Genomic DNA, 18,215 nt, shown 5'->3' with positions numbered 1-18,215 from the left:
AGGCTTGCTGCAGTGCACACGCTCAGTAGCAAAGGGACCATAGCTCAGTTGGTAGAGCAGCGGACTTTTAATCCGTTTGTCGTGGGTTCGACCCCCGCTGGTCCCACCAGAAAAACAAAAAAGCACTTTGTACCTCGGTACAAAGTGCTTTTTTCATGGTCGCGCTCAAGGTGGCCCGAACCTTCTCCCGAAAGACCTTTGATGACCGATTCCCATCACGCCCATGACACCAAAATTTCGGCGCTTTGCGAGCCTTGTTCGGGGATTCAGCGCAACTGGCGGCGAGCGCCAGGCCATGCCGAACTCGTGCAAGGGGCCAATCGCAAAGAACAGCGGGAGTCTGGTCAAGCAACCATCACTGCTTACCTGTGTGACCGTTGTGGCGCTGCTTGGGAATACGAAAACAACAAAGCCAACCAGCACGTTGGCTGGTCGGTGGTGCGCCAGCCCAAGCTTTAAACGCTGGCTTCCAGCTGTTGGGTGAGCTCGAGCCAGCGCTCCTCAAGGCGGGCCACTTCGTCAGCCAGAGCTTTCAGGCGTCGACCTGCGTCGGCCATGTCCGATGGGGAGATGGGCGTTGTCAACAGCTGTTCCAACTGGTTCTTTTCGGTTTCGATGCTGGCCATGCGCTGCTCGTTTTGTTCCAGCTCGCGCTTCAAGGGGCGGGTTTGGGCGGCCAGTTGCTGGCGTTTTTGGGCATCGTGTTTGCGTTGTTCGGCGCTGCTCAGCCCCGTGGTTGTGGGCATAACAGGCGCTTGATGCACCTCGATCACAGGCGCCAAAGGTTCTGCCGCCACACTTTGAATTGGGGTGGCCGTGTCGCGGGCTGAGTTTTTGGCCACTTCGCGCAAGCGCTTGGATTCTTCCAGCAAATACTTCTGGTAGTCGTCCAAGTCGCCATCAAACGGCTCGACTTTGCCCCGGCCCACCATCCAGAACTCATCACACACCGCGCGCAGCAAAGCACGGTCGTGGCTCACCAGCATGACGGTGCCTTCAAACTCATTGAGCGCCATCGAGAGCGCCTCGCGTGTGGCCAAGTCCAAGTGGTTGGTGGGTTCGTCCAGCAGCAAAAGATTAGGGCGCTGCCACACGATAATGGCCAGTACCAGGCGGGCTTTTTCACCGCCGCTCATGGTGCCCACGGCTTGCTTGACCATGTCGCCCGTGAAATTGAAAGTGCCCAGATAGTTGCGCAGGTCTTGCTCGCGGCTTGGCTCGCCACTGTTCGGACCCAGCTCTTTGGCCAGGCGGATCATGTGCTCCAGCGGGTTGTCCTGTGGGTGCAACACATCGAGTTCTTGCTGGGCAAAGTAGCCGATGTTCAGGCCCTTGCCCTCGGTCAGTGTGCCTGCCAGGAGCGGCATGGTGCGGGCAATGGTTTTCACCAAAGTGGACTTGCCCTGACCGTTGGCACCCAAAATGCCGATGCGTTGACCGGCCAACACCGATTTGCTCACGCCTTGCAAAATGGATTTAGGCTGTTCATCGACCACGTAGCCAAAACTGGCTTCGCTGATGGCCAGCATCGGGTTGGGCAGGTTGTTGGGTTCCTTGAAGCCGAAGGTGAACTCGGCATCGGCCAGCAGTGGAGCCACTTTTTCCATGCGCTCGAGCGCCTTGACCCGGCTTTGTGCCTGCTTGGCCTTGCTGGCTTGCGCCTTGAAGCGGGTGATGAATTTTTGCAGGTGGGCTATTTTGTCTTGTTGCTTGGCAAAAGAAGCCTGTTGCAGTTCCATTTGTTGGGCACGCAGAATTTCAAACGCGCTGTAGTTGCCGCCGTAGCGGGTCAGTTTCGCGTGGTCGATGTGCAAGGTGACGTTGGTGACCGCATCCAAAAATTCTCGGTCGTGGCTGATCACGATCATGGTACCCGCATAGCGCTGCAGCCAAGCTTCCAGCCAGACGAGCGCATCCAAGTCCAAGTGGTTGGTGGGTTCGTCCAGAATCAGAATGTCCGACGGACACATGAGCGCCCGGGCCAGCTGCAAGCGCATGCGCCAGCCACCCGAGAAGCTGTTGACCGGATTGTTCAGCTCATCCACCCGAAAGCCCAGACCCAGAATCAAGGCCTCGGCACGGGGCAGGGCGTCGTGGTCACCCGCATCGGCGAGATCGGTGTAAACGTGCGCCATCTCCATGCCATCGCCACTGGCTTCGGCTGCGACCAAGCGCTGACGCAGGTCGGCCAAGCGGGTGTCGCCTTCCAGTACGAAGTCAGAAGCGGGCTGGTCGGTTTCGGGCATGTTTTGAGCGACTTGGCCCATGCGCCACTGGCGCGGCATCTCAAAGTCACCACCGTCTTCGGTCAAGCTGCCGTTGAAGAGGGCAAACAAGGTGGATTTGCCCGCACCATTGCGCCCGACCAGACCCACTTTCTCTCCGGGATTGAGGGTGACCGAAGCTTGGTCCAGCAGCACCTTGGTGCCTCGGCGGAGGGTGACGTTTTTGAGGTTGATCATGAAAAAGCAGTGACCGGACAGGTTCCGGTAAGAGGGGGCTCAGTCAGCCTCAGGGCTGATGTCAAAGGGCGTAACCCGCCATTTTCGCCGATGTGCGTGTCGGGGAGATGGCACGTTGAAAGTTTTTCCGTTTCCTCGCCGCGCGGGGAGGGACTTCACAGGCTGAGAAGGGCTTCGCGGGTGATCAGAAGAACTTGATCATCACCCGCGCTGGTGTCCAGCCAAGCAACCTCGAGTTCGGGAAAGGCGGCAACGAAGTGTGCCACCTCGTTGCCAATTTCCAGCACCATTACCGCGTGTTCAGTCATACGAGATGGTGCATCCTTGAACAGCTGGCGCACAAAGTCCATGCCATCGGTGCCGCCTGCCAGAGCCAGCACGGGTTCAGCACGGTATTCGGCGGGCAGGGTGTCCATGCTGGCTTTGCACACATACGGTGGGTTGCAAAGTATCAGATCAAACAGGCCGGGCAAATGTTGCAGGCCATCGCTGTGCACCAACGTCACGCGCTCTTGTAAGTTGTGTCGCTCCACGTTGATGGTCGCCACGGCCAGAGCGTCATCGGAAATGTCGGCCCCGGTGACCTGTACCTCCGGCCAGGCCAGCGCCGCCAGCACGGCCAAGCTGCCGTTGCCGGTGCACAGGTCCAGCACGCGCGTGGTCTGGTCGCTCAGCCAAGCGTCAATGGTGCCGTCGGCCAGCACCTCCGCGATCAGGCTGCGCGGCACGATGGCCCGCTCGTCGATGTAAAAGGACACGCCCTGCAGCCAGGCCTCACGGGTGAGGTAAGCCGCAGGTTTGCGGGTGGCGATGCGCTCGTTGATCAAGTCATGCACCTGCGCCTGCTGCTCTGGTGTCACGGTTTGCTGCGACACTTCGTCCAGCTCGGTGTCAAGCGGCAAGCCTAAGCGCCACAGCACCAGCCAGACGGCTTCGTCGAAAGCGCTTTGGGTACCGTGGCCAAAGGCCACGCCCGCTTCTTCCAGGCGTTGCGCAACTTGTTCGATCAGCGCTGACAGGCTCATGGCGCTCATGCGGGCAGACCTGCGTTGAGTTGTTCCAAGGTGCGGCGGTAGATGTTTTTGAGCGGCGCGATGTCGGCCAGCGCCACATGCTCGTTGACCTTGTGGATGGTCGCGTTAGGAGGGCCGAACTCGATGACCTGCGGGCAGATTTGCGCGATGAAGCGGCCGTCGCTGGTGCCGCCTGTGGTGGACAGCTCGGTTTTCAAACCGGTTTCGTCGGTGATGGCTTTTTCAATCGCTTTGACCAACGTACCGGGGGTGGTGAGGAAGGGGCGGCCACCCAGCGTCCATTTGAGTTCGTACTTCAGACCGTGTTGGTCAAGTACCGCTTGCATCCGCTGCTGCAGGCTTTCTGGGGTTGATTCGGTGCAAAAGCGGAAGTTGAAGTCGACCACGCAGTCGCCCGGGATCACGTTGCTCGCGCCTGTGCCCGCGTGGAAGTTGCTCACCTGCCAGCTGGTGGGCGGGAAAAAGGCGTTGCCTTCGTCCCACCGGATGCTGACCAGTTCGGCCAGCGCCGGGGCCAGGCGGTGGATAGGGTTGTCGGCCAAGTGCGGATAAGCAATATGGCCTTGCACGCCCTTTACGGTGAGCTTGCCGCTCAGGGTGCCGCGTCGACCGTTTTTGATCATGTCGCCCGTCTGCTGCACCGAAGTGGGCTCTCCCACAATGCAGAATTGCGGCGCGTCGCTACGGGCTTGCAGCTTTTCGCAAACGACCACGGTGCCGTCAAGGGCCGGGCCTTCCTCATCGCTGGTCAGCAAAAACGCGATGCCCAATGCCGGGTTGGGGTTGCTGGCAAGAAACTCCTGCACCGATACCACCATGGCCGCCAGCGATGTTTTCATGTCGCTTGCGCCGCGCCCGAACAGTTTGCCGTCCTTGTGGGTTGGGGTGAAGGGGTCGCTGTCCCATTGCGTGAGCGGCCCGGTGGGCACCACGTCGGTGTGTCCCGCAAACGCCAAGGTCTGGCCAGAGGTGCCTGCACGTTTGGCCCAGAGGTTGCGCACGCGGAAGGTGTCCGGGCCCGAATCCATGAACTCGCAGACAAAACCAAGAGGTTTCAAAGCCTCGCTGATCAGGTCCAAGCAGCCTGCGTCCTCAGGCGTGACAGAGGGTCGGGCGATCAGCTGCTCGGCCAGGCGCAGGGTGTCGTGACAGGTGGTGGCGTTCATGGCTCAGACCTTGTTCGGGTGGGCACGCACAAAGCGGGCGATGCGCTCTGCCGCTTCCAGGCACTCGGCCGTTTCAGCGACCAAGGCCATGCGGATGCGGCCCCGGCCAGGGTTGCTGCCCTTGAAGTCCCGAGCCAAGTAGCTGCCAGGCAGCACGGTGATATGTTCTGCTTGGTAAAGCGCTTGGGCAAAAGCTGCGTCGTCGCCCTGCCAACCCGCAGGCACACCTGCCCACAGGTAAAAGCTGGCGTCGGGCAGTTTCACGTCCAGCACTTCGGCCAGCACGGGCGTGACTTGGGCGAACTTGGTGCGGTACTGGTTGCGGTTGTCCACCACATGGGCTTCGTCGCCCCAAGCTGCCACGCTGGCGGCTTGCACCACGGGGCTCATGGCGCTGCCGTGGTAAGTGCGGTACAGCAGGAACTGCTTGATGATGGCCGCGTCACCCGCCACAAAGCCGCTGCGCAGGCCGGGCACATTGCTGCGTTTGGACAGGCTCGTGAAGGCGATCAGGCGTTTGAAATCCGTGCGACCGAGTTGGTAGGCGGCTTCCAAGCCCCCCAACGGGGCTTCTTCGCGGAAATAGATCTCGCTGTAGCACTCGTCCGAAGCGATGACAAAACCGTGTTGATCCGAAAGGGTAAACAGCTTTTCCCACTCGGACAGAGGCATGACCGCGCCCGTGGGGTTGCCGGGCGAGCAAACGAACAACAATTGCGTGCGGGCCCAGACCTCGGCGGGTACGCTGTCCCAGTCGTTGCCAAAGTTGCGGGCCGGGTCGCTGGGCACGTAATAGGGCTCAGCTCCTGACAGCAAGGCCGCGCCTTCGTAGATTTGATAAAAGGGGTTGGGACTGACCACCGTGGCACCGGGTCGGGTCGGGTCGATCACGGTTTGCGTCAGGGCAAACAGGGCTTCGCGAGAGCCGTTCACGGGCAAGACCTGCGTGAGTGGGTCCAGGGTCAGGCTGTAGCGAGTTTGGATCCAAGCGGCGCAGGCCTTGCGCAGGCTGGGTTCGCCTGCGGTCGCTGGGTAAGCCGAGAGGCCATTGGCGACTGATGCCTTGAGCGCTTCTTGGATGAAAGCGGGCGTGGCGTGCTTGGGCTCCCCAATGCCCAAACTGATATGGCGAAGGGCGGGGTTGGGCGTGACGCTGGCGAACAGCTGTTTGAGCCGTTCAAAAGGATAGGGTTGCAGCTTGGCAAGAAGAGGATTCATCCCTCGATTATCCGGGAAGCCTGGGCTGAATTCATGGGGGAGGCTTTTGCGGCCCCGAGGACTGGACCCAGGTCTTTTTGCCATTCCTGTCAGTTAATATTGACGTTTTGCTGTGTGTTGGCCCTTTGGGCTGGCCCATCACGCTGATCTCCAACCGATCTGACACCGATTCGACACCGCCGTGCGCCTCAATTCCATCAAGCTTTCAGGCTTCAAATCGTTTGCCGAACCGACCAACTTCCTGCTGCCTGGGCAGTTGGTGGGTGTGGTTGGCCCCAACGGTTGCGGCAAATCCAACATCATGGACGCGGTGCGTTGGGTGTTGGGCGAGTCCAAGGCGTCGGAGTTGCGTGGCGAGTCCATGCAGGACGTCATCTTTAATGGCACCAACACCCGCAAACCCGCCAGCCGCGCCAGCGTCGAGCTGGTGTTCAGCAACGAAGACCACCGCGCAGGCGGCCAATGGGGCCAGTTTGCCGAAATCGCCGTCAAGCGCGTGCTGACCCGCGACGGCAACAGCAGTTACTACATCAACAACCAGCCGGTGCGTCGCCGCGACGTGCAAGACGTGTTCTTGGGTACGGGCCTCGGCCCACGCGCCTACGCCATCATCGGCCAAGGCACGATCAGCCGCATCATCGAGTCGCGCCCCGAAGAGCTGCGCTTGTTCCTCGAAGAAGCCGCAGGAGTCTCTAAATACAAAGAGCGGCGCCGCGAAACCGAAAATCGCCTGTCCGACACCCGTGAAAACCTGACCCGGGTTGACGACATCCTGCGCGAGCTGAACACCAACCTGGAAAAGCTCGAAGAGCAGGCCGAAGTGGCCCAGCGCTACAACACACTGCAAGCCGACAGCACCCTGAAACAGCACCAGCTGTGGTTTTTGAAGCGCCGTGACGCCGAAGCTGACCAAGGCCGAATGAAGTTGGATGTGGACCAAGCCGTCAATGCGCTGGAATCCCGTATGGCCGATTTGCGCCACGTCGAGGCCGACCTGGAAACCATCCGCCAAGCGCATTACGCCGCAGGTGACGAGGTCAACCAAGCCCAAGGCAAACTGTACGAAGCCAGTGCCGAGGTCGGAAAGCTCGAAGCCGAAATCCGCTTTGTGGTCGAAGGCCGCCAGCGCGCCGAGCAGCGCCTGCAACAGCTGATCGAGCAAACCGCTCAGTGGGGCACCCGCAGCCAAGACGCCCAAGCCGAGTTGGAAACCCTGTCCGAACAAGCGGCCATGGCCGAAGACCAGAGCATGACGCTGGCCGCGCAGGTGGAAGACCAGGCCATGGCCTTGCCCGACCTGGAAGAAGCCCTGCGCAAAGCCCAAACCGACGCCACCGCCCAGCGTGCCAGCGTCGTTCAGGTGCAGCAGCAAATTGGCGTGCTGGCTGCAGACCAGCGCAACGTCGAAGAGCAATTGCGCCAACTCGACACCCGTCGCGAACGGTTGCTGTCCGACCGCAACGCTTTGGCAGCGCCCGATGAGGTGCGTCTCACCCATCTGCAAGAACAACTCGCCGAGGCCGAGGCCTTGTCGGCCGAGGCTGAAGCTCGCTTGCAAGACCTGCAAAGCCAAGTGCCCGCACTGGATGAAGACCGCCGCACACGCCAAACCGCAGTGAACCAAGAGTCTTCCAAACTTGCTGACCTGAGCGCCCGCATCGACGCGCTCAAGGCTTTGCAGGAAAAAGTGCGCACCGACGGCAAGCTCAAACCCTGGCTGGCCAAGCACGGCATGGACGGGTTGGAAGGCCTTTGGAGCCGCATCCATATTGAACCCGGCTGGGAAAATGCGCTCGAATCGGCTCTGCGTGAGCGCCTGTCGGCATTGGAAGTCTCCCGTTTGGAGATGGTCCGTGCTTTTGCCAACGACGCGCCGCCTGCCAAGCTGAGCTTTTTCAGCCCGCCTTTGGCCGCCAAAGCCGCGCAGCGCAGTGGCCTCCCCGCAGGCTGCAAGCCTTTGGCCGAGTTGTTGCGCGTGAACGATGCTGGTTTGTCGGCCCTCTTGGCCGACTGGCTGCAAGGCCGTTTCACCGCCCCCAACATCGAAGACGCACTGTCATGGCGCCCTCAGCTGCAAGCGGGCGAAACATTGTTCGTGCAGGCTGGTCACGCTGTGGACCGCAACAGTGTGGTGTTTTACGCGCAAGACTCTGAACAAGCCGGTTTGCTGGGCCGCGCCCAAGAAATCGAAAACCTTGAAAAGCAACTGCGCGCCCAGACACTGATTGCCGAAGAAAGCCGCAGCACCTTGGTGCGGGCCGAAGCGGCCTATTCCGACGCCTCGCAGCGCTTGATCACGGTGCGACGCGAAGCCAGCGAAAGCCAGTCGCGCACGCACGAGCTGCAGGTCGAGACCCTGCGATTGTCGCAGCTGGTGGCTCAAACCCGTGCCCGCAGCGAGCAAATCAACAACGACCTGGCCGAAGTCGAGGCCTTGCTGGACGAGCTGCAAGAGCGCCGTGTGACGGCCGAAGCCCGCTTTGAAGAGCTGGACATGCAGCTGGCCGACACGCAAGAGCGCCACGCCCAGCTGGACGAACGCGTGATCGAGGCCGAGCGCAAGCTGGCCGAGTGCCGCGAGCAGCAGCGCAGCTTGGAGCGCCGGGCGCAAGAGGCGCAGTTCTCGCAGCGCAGCTTGGACGCCCGCCGCGCCGAGCTGAACCGAACGATCGAGACGGCGCAGCAGCAGGTGACCAGCATCGATGCCGAAATGCATCGTGCGCGTGATGAACTCAGCCGTCTGACCGATGCCGCTGCCCAAGCGGGTTTGCAAAACGTGCTGGCCGTCAAGCTTGAGCGCGAGCAAGCGCTGGGCGCTTGCCGCAGTGCCTACGACGACCTGACCGCCAAACTGCGCGCCAGCGACGAGCGCCGCGTGAGCTTTGAGCGCGAATTGGACCCGCTGCGCCAACGCATCACCGATTTGCAGCTCAAGGAACAAGCTGCGCGCTTGGGTCTGGAGCAATACACCCAGCTGCTGGCCGATGCCCAAGCAGACCTCGAGGCCGTGGCCGCGTCGATTGAGGCGGGTCAGGTGCGTGTGACGGGTCTGCAAGGCGAGATCGACCGCATCCACCGGGAAATCACGGCCCTTGGCCCGGTCAACCTGGCTGCTCTGGAGGAGCTGACCACCTCTCGCGAGCGCAAGGTCTTCCTCGACTCGCAGTGCGCCGACCTGACCGATGCGATGAACACGCTCGAAGACGCCATCCGCAAGATCGACGCCGAAACCCGCGAACTGTTGGCTGGCACGTTCAAGATCGTCAACGAGCACTTCAGCCGCATGTTCCCCGAGCTGTTTGGCGGTGGCAATGCCCGCTTGGTCATGACCGGCGACGAAATTTTGGACGCGGGTGTGCAGGTGCTGGCGCAGCCGCCCGGCAAAAAGAACCAGACCATCCATTTGCTCTCGGGCGGTGAAAAAGCCCTGACGGCCATCGCGCTGGTGTTTGCGATTTTTCAGCTCAACCCGGCCCCGTTTTGTTTGCTGGACGAGGTGGACGCGCCGCTCGACGACGCCAACACGGAGCGCTATGCCAAGCTGGTGGCGGGTATGGGCAAAGAGACCCAGTTCCTGTTCATCAGCCACAACAAGATCGCCATGGAAATGGCCGAGCAGTTGATCGGTGTGACCATGCAGGAGCAGGGCGTTTCACGCATTGTGGCAGTGGACATGGAGTCTGCCGTTTCTATGGCCGACATGGCTTGAGGACCTTATGTTGGAATCAATGAGTTCTTTGCAGTTGAGTTTGGCCGCCGTGGGGGCCCTCACTTTGGGTGCTGTGGTGTTGTTCAATTACTGGACATCGCGCAAGAACGCGCCCAAACAGGCTGAGCCACAGATTGAACCCTTGGGTGAAACCGTCGGCAACTTGTCAGACCCCGCTGAGCAGACAGAACCTGTCTTGACCGACGACTTTGCCCGTTTGCCACAACCCGAACGCAAACCTCAACTGGACGCTTTGATCGACGTGATCGCCACGATCGAAGTCGACCACCCCGTCTCGGGTGATGCGGCCTTGGCCGCTTTGCCCACCACCCGCCGGGTGGGCACCAAGCCCTTCCATGTGGAAGGGTGCAGTGACGAAAACGGTGAATGGGAGGCCTTGGCTGCGGGCCGTCGTTACTCTGCTTTCCAAGCGGGGGTGCAATTGGCCAACCGTGTGGGCGCCCTCAACAACATCGAATTTTCTGAATTTGTGGTGAAAACCCAGGCGTTTGCCGATGCTGTGGGCGGTAGCCCCATTTTCAGCGACATGTTGGAAGAGGTGGCCCGGGCCCGTGAATTGGACCAATTTGCCAGCGCTCACGATGCGCAGCTGAGTTTCACGCTGTGCGCACGGGCTTCTGCTTGGAGTCCCGGTTACATCCAACAACATGCTGCCCGTTTGGGCTTTGTGGCTGGGGTGATCCCAGGCCGCATGGTGATACCTGCCGCTGTGGTCGGTTTCCCACCCATTTTGTCTCTGACCTTCGACACCCAAGCGGCCATGGCCGAAGACCCGGCCTTGTCCGCCATTCGCGAGTTTTCGCTCAGCCTGGATGTGCCCCAAATCGCCCGCGAGGACCAACCCTTTGAGCGTTTGCGCGAATGCGCCCGTTTGTTGGCCCAGAACATGGATGGCGTGGTGACCGATGGCAATGACCAAATGCTGGGTGACGACGTGTTGGACCAAATTGCGAGTGATCTGCAGCAGTTGTATGACGCATTGGCTTCTCGCGAGTTGTCGGCAGGTTCTGCGCAGGCCCGTCGGCTGTTCTCCTGAGTCGGCGCGGTCAACATGTCGCATCCAGATTTGTTTGGCGATCTGCCAGAGGGTAAGCCTGCCGACGCAGCGCGTGCCGCTGACCTTCGCAGCGTCCTGCACCGCTATGGTCACGCGTACCACACGCTCGACACCCCAGAAGTACCCGATGCCGAATACGACCGCTTGTTTCGCGAGCTCCAGGCCTTGGAGCTTGCCCACCCCGAACTGCTGAGTCCCGATTCGCCCACGCAGCGGGTCGGTGGTGCGGTGCTCGACGCCTTTGCGCAAGTCACGCACCGTGTGCCCATGCTCAGCATACGCACTGAAACCGACACCGAGGCCAGTGGGGCCGAAGCTTTTGATGCCCGCATCCGCAAGGAATTGGGCTTGAGTGAATCCAATGAGCCCGTCACGTATGTGGGTGAGCTGAAATTTGACGGTCTGGCCATGAGTCTGCGCTATGAGAGCGGCGTGCTGGTGCAGGCAGCCACCCGGGGCGATGGTGAAACCGGGGAAGAGGTTACCGCCAACATTCGAACCATTGGACAAATTCCTTTGCGATTGCCTGTTGGTGCCCCCAGCGTGCTGGAAGTGCGCGGCGAGGTTTACATGCGCCGGGACGATTTTGAAACCCTGAACGAGCGCCAACGCCACCGCATCGCCGCGGGTACCAAGGGTGAAAAAACCTTCGTCAACCCGCGCAATGCTGCCGCAGGTGCCGTGCGTCAGTTGGATTCGGGCATCGCCGCCGAGCGGCCTCTGAGCTTTTTTGCCTACGGCTTGGGCGACCTCACGCCCGCTGCAGAAGGCGGCCCGCAGTGGGTGACGCACCACGACATGCTGATGCAGCTCAAAGCATGGGGATTTCCTGTTGCTGAGCAAACGGCGTGCGTGCAAGGCGCGGCAGGCCTTGTCGCCTTTCACCAGCGCATCGCGGCCGAGCGCGACGCTTTGCCCTACGACATCGATGGCGTGGTCTACAAAGTCAATGACCTGGCGCTGCAAGCCCGACTGGGTTTTGTGACCCGCGAGCCGCGCTGGGCGGTGGCTCACAAATACCCGGCGCAAGAAGAAATGACCACGGTGCAAGCCATCGACGTGCAGGTGGGCCGCACTGGCAAGCTCACGCCTGTGGCCAAACTGGCCCCGGTGTTTGTGGGCGGTGTCACGGTCACCAACGCCACGCTGCACAACGAACTCGAAGCTCGCCGCAAGGATGTGCGGGTGGGCGACACGGTTATCGTGCGCCGCGCAGGCGACGTGATTCCCGAGGTGGTGTCGGTCGTGCTGGACCGCCGCCCACCTGATGCGCCGCAGTTCACCATGTTGACGCACTGCCCGGTGTGCGGGAGCATGGCCGAGCGCGAAGAGGGCGAAGCCGACCACCGCTGCACGGGCGGGCTGTTTTGCAGCGCCCAGCGCAAGCAAGCGATTTGGCACTTTGCCCACCGCCGCGCCATGGACGTGGATGGCTTGGGTGACAAACTGGTGGACCAGCTGGTGGATGCCGGACATGTGAAAACGCTGGCTGATCTGTACCACCTGAAACTCGAGACCCTTTCCAACATGGACCGCATGGCCGAAAAGTCGGCGGTCAACTTGCTCCAGGCGCTGGAAATTTCCAAAAGCACCACCTTGGGCCGCTTTTTGTTCAGCTTGGGTATCCGCCATGTGGGTGAGGCCACCGCCAAAGAGCTGGCACGCCATTTCGGACAGCTCGACGCTGTCATGTCAGCCAGTGAAGACGCTTTGCTGCAAGTGGCCGATGTGGGCCCCGTGGTCGCGCACAGTATTCACACCTTTTTTGCCCAACCACACAATCGGGAGGTGGTGCAAGCGTTGCGCGATTCAGGTGTGACTTGGTTGGAAGGCGATGCCCTGGCACCCACCGAAATGCCCTTGGCCGGTATCACGGTGGTATTGACGGGCACTTTGCAAAGCATGGGCCGCGACGAAGCCAAAGAAAAATTGGAAGCCTTGGGGGCCAAAGTGGCCGGATCGGTCAGCAAGAAAACCCATTACGTGGTGGCTGGGGCTGAGGCGGGCAGCAAGCTCGACAAGGCACAATCGCTCGGTGTCCCGGTTTTGGACGATGCCGGCTTGTCTGTGTTGCTCAATGGAGAAAAACCTTGACCGTGCGTGAAATTATGAAAATGGGCGATGCCCGACTGCTGCGCATGGCCGAGCCGGTGCAGGCGTTTGACACGCCCGAGCTGCATGCGCTGCTGGCCGACCTGCGTGACACCATGGCCGCGGCCAATGGCGCTGGCATCGCAGCGCCACAAATCGGGGTGAACCTGCAGGTGGTGATTTTTGGCAGCACCACCATCAACCCGCGCTACCCTGACCGGGAACTGGTGCCGCCCACGGTGCTCATCAACCCGGTCATCACGCCGATGGGCAGCGATGAAGCGAAAGCCTGGGAAGGTTGCCTGTCGGTACCAGGACTGCGCGCCTTGGTTCCCCGCTGTTCACGTGTGCGCTACACGGGCTTTGACGAAAAAGGCCAGGCCATTGACCGCACCGTGGAAGGCTTTCACGCCCTGGTGGTGCAGCACGAATTCGACCACCTGATCGGCAAGCTTTTCCCCATGCGGGTGCGCGATTTCACGCAGTTTGGTTTTACCGAGGTGCTGTTCCCGGGCATCAGCTCGGCTGAAGACGATTGAAGTCGCTCTGGCCATAGGCGATGCACGGGTCCATCGCCGCGAGGGCGCGGCGCCTACAAACTCACAGCGCCCGAAATCTCATCGCTCCAGAAAACTCACAGCTTGGCGAGCTTTTCCAGCGCCAGCTTCAATGTTTCGTCTTTTTTGGCGAAGCAAAAACGGATGACTTTCTGGTCAAAGCCATTGCCGTAAAAGGCCGAAAGCGGAATGGCTGCGACACCGATGTCGGCGGTGAGCCATTTGCAAAAATCGGCATCACTCAGGTTCTTCTCGGGTACTTGGAGCCCCGAAATGTCGACACACTGAAAGTAGGTTCCCTCGCCGGGCAAGAGCTTGAAATGGGTTTGCGCCAGACCTTGGCGAAACAGATCCCGCTTGCGTTGGTAAAACGCGGGCAGTTCCAAATACGGTGCTGGGTTGGCCATGTACCGGGCCAAAGCATGCTGCATGGGGGTATTCACCGTGAACACGTTGAACTGGTGCACCTTGCGGAACTCGGCGGTATAGGCGGCAGGCGCGGCCACGGTGCCAATTTTCCAGCCCGTGACGTGAAAGCTTTTGCCAAAACTCGAGACGATGAAGGTCCGAGCAGCCAAGCCCTCAAAGTGAGCCGCACTCCAATGTTGGTTGGGTGCGTAGACCATGTGCTCGTAAACCTCATCGCTGATGAGCACGATGTGGGTCGGGGCCAAGATCTCTTGCAAGGTCAGCATGTCTTGTTGGGACCAAATCATGCCGCTGGGGTTGTGCGGTGAGTTGATCAAGATGGCACGGGTCTTGGGGCTGATGGCGGCGCGGATTTTGTCGAAGTCAGGACGGAATGTGCCGGGAGTAAGCGGCACGCGTACCACCACGCCACCCGCCAGCTCAATGTTGGGTACATAGCTGTCGTAGCAGGGTTCGAGCACGATGACTTCGTCACCGGGGTGCACGATGGCCAGCACGATGGTCAAGATCGCTTGGGTGGCGCCTGCGGTGACGGTGATCTCGCTCACTGGGTCATAGTGACGCCCGTACAGGGTTTCAATTTTGCGAGACACCACTTCGCGCAGCGGCGCCACACCGGTCATGGGCGGGTATTGGTTCAGCCCTTCACGCATGGCGTCGTTGACCAAATCAAGCAGCTGGGGGTCGCACGGAAAATCCGGGAAGCCTTGACCCAGGTTGACCGCATTTTTTTCAGTGGCCAGCGCCGACATGACGGTGAAAATCGTGGTGCCCATGTGGGGCGCTTTGGAAACGAGACTGGGGGTACGAGCGTTCATGGCGGTTAGGATGAATTTGAAATCAGCGGCAGAGCGTGAGCGATCACAGTTCGTAATCGTTGACATGGCCTGTCATGGCCTTGGTGATCAGAGGGGCCGTCAGACGGTCGCTCAACAGCTCGGCGAAGTGGTACACAAATTGGCGCAGGTAAGCACCGCGCTTGAAGGCGACGCGAGCGACATTTTTCCCCAGCAACTGGCCCAAAGGGCGAATCGCGAGGTCTTTGATCGGGTCTTCTTTGACGGCCATCTCGGCCACGATACCGATGCCCAAACCCAAGCGAACGTAGGTTTTGATGACGTCCGAGTCGATGGCTTCCAGCGCAATGCGTGGGTGCAGTTTTTTGGCGGCAAAAGCCTGGTCAATGCGTCCACGGCCCGTGAATGAGGGGTGGTAGGTGATCAGCGGTTCGCTGGCGATGTCCTCCAGCGATAAATGCTCTTTTCTGGCCAAAGGGTGATCCAGTGGCAGTACCAAAACGTGTTGCCATTCATAGCAAGGCAAAGTCACCAACTCTTCGTAGGCCGACAAGGATTCGGTGGCGATGCCGATTTCGGCGGTATCGTCCAAGAGCATTTTGGCCACTTGGTCTGGCGCACCTTGGTGCAGGCTGATGTTCACCTTGGGGTATTTTTCACGCAACTTGGCAACGGGCAGAGGTAACACATAGCGCGCTTGCGTGTGCGTCGTGGCGATCGACAAGGTGCCATTGTCTTGTGCGCTGTATTGGTCGCCTATTTTGCGCAAGTTGCCAACTTCACGCAGGATGAGCTCAATGCTTTGCAGCACATGCTGGCCCGGCTCTGTGATGCGTTTGAGCCGTTTGCCGTGGCGGGCAAAAATCTCGATCCCCAGCTCTTCTTCCAGCTCAATGATCGCTTTGGAGACGCCCGGTTGTGATGTGTGCAGCGCTTTGGCCGTTTCTGTGAGGTTCAGGTTGCGGCGAGCAGCCTCTTGGACAAAACGAAACTGATGAAGGTTCATACATTAAATGCCATATTGACTGTCGTCATTATGCTTTAAATGGTCTATGAACGACTGGGGCATCGGCGGCTATTTGGGCCATGAGTTGCGTCATGGCGGGGTGTTCCCCGATGGAGGGTAGCAATTCAAAATGCATTTGGGGGTAGGCTTGTACCAAGTCGTCTACCAATTTAGGTAAATCTTCTCGAGCGTGCCGACCCACTCCCAAAAACATGGGCACGATCCGCAAATGGGTCTTGCCTTGCATCATCAGGTTTTCAACCGTGGTGGGCAAGTCGGGCGTGGTCAGTTCTAAAAATGCGCAGGCCACAGACAAGCCTGGCCATTGCCTGGCCATTTCGAGGCCCACAGCGTCAATGGGAAGGCGCCAAAGCGGGTCACGAGAGCCGTGGGCAAACAAAATCACGGCCGTTTCAGGCTTCAAGTTCATTGTCATCGTCGTAACACCATCCACCAAAAACCCAGCAAAGAAATGGCGCTGTATATCAAAGAGGGTGCCGCTGCAGTGAGCCACGGCTGCCAGTTTTGCAAGTTTCCAGCGTGACCAAATAAATTGTTCAAAAGCGCAAAACTGATGCCCACCAAGACACCGCCAAAGACATAGCCGGAAATTTGACCCGAACGAAAGTGCACGTAAGCAAAAGGCAATGCCATAACCAACATCACCAGGCAGCTCAAGGGGTAAAACACTTTCCGCCAGAACTCGATTTCGTAGCGCTGTCCATTTTGGTTGTTGTTGGACAAATGGCGCATGTAATTGAACAGTTCCCAAGTTCTCATGCGGTCTGGACTGAGCACTGCAGCCGTCACCATGTCCGCACTGATGCCCGTGGGCCAAGCCAATTGGGCCTGTTGACGGGACTGGTATTGGGTTGTTTTGTCGGCAGCGTTGACCTTCAAAGTTTTTTCTTCTGCCTGATGGAGTAGCCATTCCCCTTCGCCAAAATCAGCTTGGGGCGCTGAAGTGATGGCAAGCAGCTGGCCAGCTTCGTTGAATTCGTGAATTCGAATGTTTTGCATGCGGCTGATGCCGTCAAAACTGCGCACGTTGACCGCAAAGTGACGCTTGTCCTGACGTTCTTTGAGCCAGGCCCCCGTCCGCCCCACAGTTAAGTTGCCTTGGAATGGAGCCTTGACCAGTACCCCTTGCCGGTCTGCCCAGGGCGCCACGTAATCCCCGATCAGAAAAGTCATGAATACAAAAACCAAACCCAATTGGAGCAGGGTGCTCAAGGCTTTCAGTGGGGTCAAGCCCCCGGTGCGTAGGATGGTGAACTCGGAGCTTTGGGCCAGACGTGCCATGACAAAAATGCAGCCGATCAGCACAGAAATGGGCATCAACTCATAAATGTGAGAGGGGGTTTTGAGCGCAACAAACAAAAGTGCGTGGTGCAGCTTGTAACCTTGGCTGGCCAAATTGGCCAAGTTCTGCAATTCGTCGACTACGTCAAAAAACAAGAACAAGGCCAGAAAGCCCACCAACACAAAGCTCACGGCCCGAACGACTTCCCCATGCAGCAATCGACGAACGGTTTTCATGGCATGTCCTTGTCGGCTGTCAGGCGTGACGGGAGCAAGAAACGCCACGACCAGTTGGCGTGCCGAATGCCGAGCCACAGCATGGCCACCCCAAAAACACCGCCATGCACAACCAGCATGAATGCTGCAAAGTCAACACGGCCAGTGCGGATCCAGCTTTGACCCACATTGAGCATGTTGTAGTACGCGATGAACACAAACAAGGCCAAGGCCAGGTGGTAACTTCGCCCCCCCCTCGGGTTGACAGCGGACACAGCCAAAGCGATCAGGAGTAAGTTGATGCCAGCGAGCCCCAGTCCGAAGCGCCAAGACAACTCAGCCCAATTTTCACGACTGGGGTTTTGGATCAGTCGCCAAGTCGTGGACAGCCGACTGGACGTGTCCAATGAAGGCAAGTTCACGTCTTCGTCGATCAACAATTCGTAATTCTCAAATTGTGTCAACCGTGTTTCGCCCGTTTGCTGATTGGTTTGCCATTGCTGGCCTTTGTCCAAAATCAGGAAGCGGTCATTGCCTGTCAGCTCAATGCGGCCTTGTTGGGCGGTGGTGACGCTTTCCATGAAACCTTCTTGGCTCGAGATGAATACATGGCGACCGAAACGGTTGTCTGGCGTGTCCTTGTCAATGAAAAATACCCGTTGTCCTCCGGAGGACTCCTGAAATTGCCCAGGTGAAACACGTTCGATGTCGTTGCGCTTTTCAAAGCGCTGTTTCAAGTCCTGAATCTGCTGATTACCCCAAGGCCAGGCAAAAATGGCCAACAAAGCCACGATCAACAAGATGGGCCATGCAAATCCAAACAAAGGCCGAATAAATTGCCCCAAACCCTGACCGCTGGAAAACCAGATGACCATTTCACTGTCGCTGTACATCCGCGACAGAGTGGCCACCACCGCGATGAACAGGCTCAAGGTGGTTATGGTGGTCAGTTGGCTGAGCACACTGAATCCCATCACCAGCAGGACTTCAGAGGGGTTGACACTGCCCCGGCTGGCTTGACCCAATGTTCGGATCAAGATGATGGTGATCACGATGGTGATCAAAACCACCAGCGTGGCCCCGAAATTACGGGCCAGGTCTTTGCGTAAAGAGGAATGGAATAACATCGGGACGAAGGAAAAGCTGAATT

The 18,215-nt window shown here is 59.2% G+C and carries 14 protein-coding genes and 1 tRNA gene; 6 read left to right on the top strand and 9 right to left on the bottom strand.

Annotated features, from left to right (window positions below; translation table 11 throughout):
- Positions 1-33 precede the first annotated feature (33 nt).
- Together SWE17_RS01655 and SWE17_RS01650 are read left to right on the top strand one after the other, a co-directional pair.
- Positions 34-109 (top strand) — tRNA-Lys (locus SWE17_RS01655).
- 92 nt (positions 110-201) lie between these two features.
- Positions 202-459: a hypothetical protein gene (locus SWE17_RS01650; protein WP_322991391.1), complete on the top strand. Its 258-nt coding sequence runs from the start codon at positions 202-204 to the stop codon at positions 457-459.
- Here the strand turns inward: SWE17_RS01650 and SWE17_RS01645 are convergent.
- From SWE17_RS01645 to dapC, 4 genes are all read right to left on the bottom strand, one after another.
- Positions 456-2,462, bottom strand: a complete 2,007-nt coding sequence (locus SWE17_RS01645) for an ABC-F family ATP-binding cassette domain-containing protein (RefSeq protein WP_322991390.1) — start codon at positions 2,460-2,462, stop codon at positions 456-458. The genes SWE17_RS01650 and SWE17_RS01645 overlap by 4 nt on opposite strands.
- Positions 2,463-2,617: 155 nt before the next feature.
- The gene (gene prmB / locus SWE17_RS01640; RefSeq protein ID WP_322991389.1) at positions 2,618-3,496 is read right to left on the bottom strand and encodes a 50S ribosomal protein L3 N(5)-glutamine methyltransferase; all 879 of its coding nucleotides are present in this window, start codon (positions 3,494-3,496) and stop codon (positions 2,618-2,620) included.
- Complete coding sequence (gene dapE / locus SWE17_RS01635) at positions 3,493-4,662, bottom strand: succinyl-diaminopimelate desuccinylase (protein WP_322991388.1); 1,170 nt, start codon at positions 4,660-4,662, stop codon at positions 3,493-3,495. Before dapE ends, prmB begins: the two co-directional genes overlap by 4 nt.
- Before the next feature lie 3 nt (positions 4,663-4,665).
- Positions 4,666-5,880: a succinyldiaminopimelate transaminase gene (dapC, locus tag SWE17_RS01630; RefSeq protein ID WP_322991387.1), complete on the bottom strand. Its 1,215-nt coding sequence runs from the start codon at positions 5,878-5,880 to the stop codon at positions 4,666-4,668.
- A 181-nt stretch (positions 5,881-6,061) separates the two neighbouring features.
- Between dapC and smc the strand changes: the two genes are divergently transcribed.
- Genes smc through def form a run of 4 tightly spaced genes read left to right on the top strand, consistent with a single transcriptional unit; the run spans position 6,062 to position 13,297 of the window.
- Complete coding sequence (gene smc / locus SWE17_RS01625; RefSeq protein ID WP_322991386.1) at positions 6,062-9,589, top strand: chromosome segregation protein SMC; 3,528 nt, start codon at positions 6,062-6,064, stop codon at positions 9,587-9,589.
- A 19-nt stretch (positions 9,590-9,608) separates the two neighbouring features.
- Entirely contained in the window at positions 9,609-10,646 is a 1,038-nt protein-coding gene (locus tag SWE17_RS01620) for a cell division protein ZipA C-terminal FtsZ-binding domain-containing protein (protein WP_322991385.1), read from the top strand.
- Positions 10,647-10,661: 15 nt separating this feature from the next.
- Entirely contained in the window at positions 10,662-12,761 is a 2,100-nt protein-coding gene (gene ligA / locus SWE17_RS01615) for an NAD-dependent DNA ligase LigA (RefSeq protein ID WP_322991384.1), read from the top strand.
- Positions 12,758-13,297 (top strand): peptide deformylase, encoded by a 540-nt coding sequence (def, locus tag SWE17_RS01610; protein ID WP_322991383.1) that lies wholly within the window; start codon positions 12,758-12,760, stop codon positions 13,295-13,297. The genes ligA and def overlap by 4 nt, the downstream gene beginning before the upstream one ends.
- Positions 13,298-13,392: 95 nt before the next feature.
- Here the strand turns inward: def and SWE17_RS01605 are convergent, their stop codons facing one another.
- Genes SWE17_RS01605 through lptF form a run of 5 tightly spaced genes read right to left on the bottom strand, consistent with a single transcriptional unit; the run spans position 13,393 to position 18,192 of the window.
- Positions 13,393-14,562, bottom strand: coding sequence for a pyridoxal phosphate-dependent aminotransferase (locus SWE17_RS01605; RefSeq protein WP_322991382.1), 1,170 nt, complete (start codon positions 14,560-14,562; stop codon positions 13,393-13,395).
- A 43-nt stretch (positions 14,563-14,605) separates the two neighbouring features.
- Complete coding sequence (locus tag SWE17_RS01600; protein WP_322991381.1) at positions 14,606-15,547, bottom strand: CysB family HTH-type transcriptional regulator; 942 nt, start codon at positions 15,545-15,547, stop codon at positions 14,606-14,608.
- Between the two features lie 28 nt (positions 15,548-15,575).
- Positions 15,576-15,983 carry a CbiX/SirB N-terminal domain-containing protein gene (locus SWE17_RS01595; protein ID WP_322991380.1) on the bottom strand — a complete coding sequence of 136 codons (408 nt, stop codon included), beginning with the start codon at positions 15,981-15,983 and terminating at the stop codon, positions 15,576-15,578.
- Positions 15,980-17,086: an LPS export ABC transporter permease LptG gene (gene lptG, locus SWE17_RS01590; RefSeq protein WP_322991379.1), complete on the bottom strand. Its 1,107-nt coding sequence runs from the start codon at positions 17,084-17,086 to the stop codon at positions 15,980-15,982. The genes SWE17_RS01595 and lptG overlap by 4 nt, the downstream gene beginning before the upstream one ends.
- Positions 17,083-18,192, bottom strand: coding sequence for an LPS export ABC transporter permease LptF (gene lptF / locus SWE17_RS01585; protein WP_322991378.1), 1,110 nt, complete (start codon positions 18,190-18,192; stop codon positions 17,083-17,085). Before lptF ends, lptG begins: the two co-directional genes overlap by 4 nt.
- Positions 18,193-18,215: the final 23 nt, after the last annotated feature.

The sequence above is a fragment of the Limnohabitans sp. genome (assembly GCF_034680285.1).
In the GTDB taxonomy this organism is placed as follows: Bacteria; Pseudomonadota; Gammaproteobacteria; order Burkholderiales; family Burkholderiaceae_C; genus Limnohabitans_A.
The sequence above is the reverse complement of the archived record's forward strand: the minus strand, read 5'-3'. Positions and strand labels throughout refer to the sequence as shown.

What these genes read in the sequence shown, in the direction of transcription:
- ligA (WP_322991384.1), top strand. Translation starts at nt 10,662, where the DNA reads ATGTCGCATCCAGATTTGTTTGGCGATCTGCCAGAGGGTAAGCCTGCC.
- lptF (WP_322991378.1), bottom strand. Translation starts at nt 18,192, where the DNA reads ATGTTATTCCATTCCTCTTTACGCAAAGACCTGGCCCGTAATTTCGGG.
- SWE17_RS01600 (WP_322991381.1), bottom strand. Translation starts at nt 15,547, where the DNA reads ATGAACCTTCATCAGTTTCGTTTTGTCCAAGAGGCTGCTCGCCGCAAC.
- SWE17_RS01650 (WP_322991391.1), top strand. Translation starts at nt 202, where the DNA reads ATGACCGATTCCCATCACGCCCATGACACCAAAATTTCGGCGCTTTGC.
- SWE17_RS01595 (WP_322991380.1), bottom strand. Translation starts at nt 15,983, where the DNA reads ATGACAATGAACTTGAAGCCTGAAACGGCCGTGATTTTGTTTGCCCAC.
- lptG (WP_322991379.1), bottom strand. Translation starts at nt 17,086, where the DNA reads ATGAAAACCGTTCGTCGATTGCTGCATGGGGAAGTCGTTCGGGCCGTG.
- dapE (WP_322991388.1), bottom strand. Translation starts at nt 4,662, where the DNA reads ATGAACGCCACCACCTGTCACGACACCCTGCGCCTGGCCGAGCAGCTG.
- prmB (WP_322991389.1), bottom strand. Translation starts at nt 3,496, where the DNA reads ATGAGCGCCATGAGCCTGTCAGCGCTGATCGAACAAGTTGCGCAACGC.
- SWE17_RS01620 (WP_322991385.1), top strand. Translation starts at nt 9,609, where the DNA reads ATGAGTTCTTTGCAGTTGAGTTTGGCCGCCGTGGGGGCCCTCACTTTG.
- dapC (WP_322991387.1), bottom strand. Translation starts at nt 5,880, where the DNA reads ATGAATCCTCTTCTTGCCAAGCTGCAACCCTATCCTTTTGAACGGCTC.
- SWE17_RS01645 (WP_322991390.1), bottom strand. Translation starts at nt 2,462, where the DNA reads ATGATCAACCTCAAAAACGTCACCCTCCGCCGAGGCACCAAGGTGCTG.
- SWE17_RS01605 (WP_322991382.1), bottom strand. Translation starts at nt 14,562, where the DNA reads ATGAACGCTCGTACCCCCAGTCTCGTTTCCAAAGCGCCCCACATGGGC.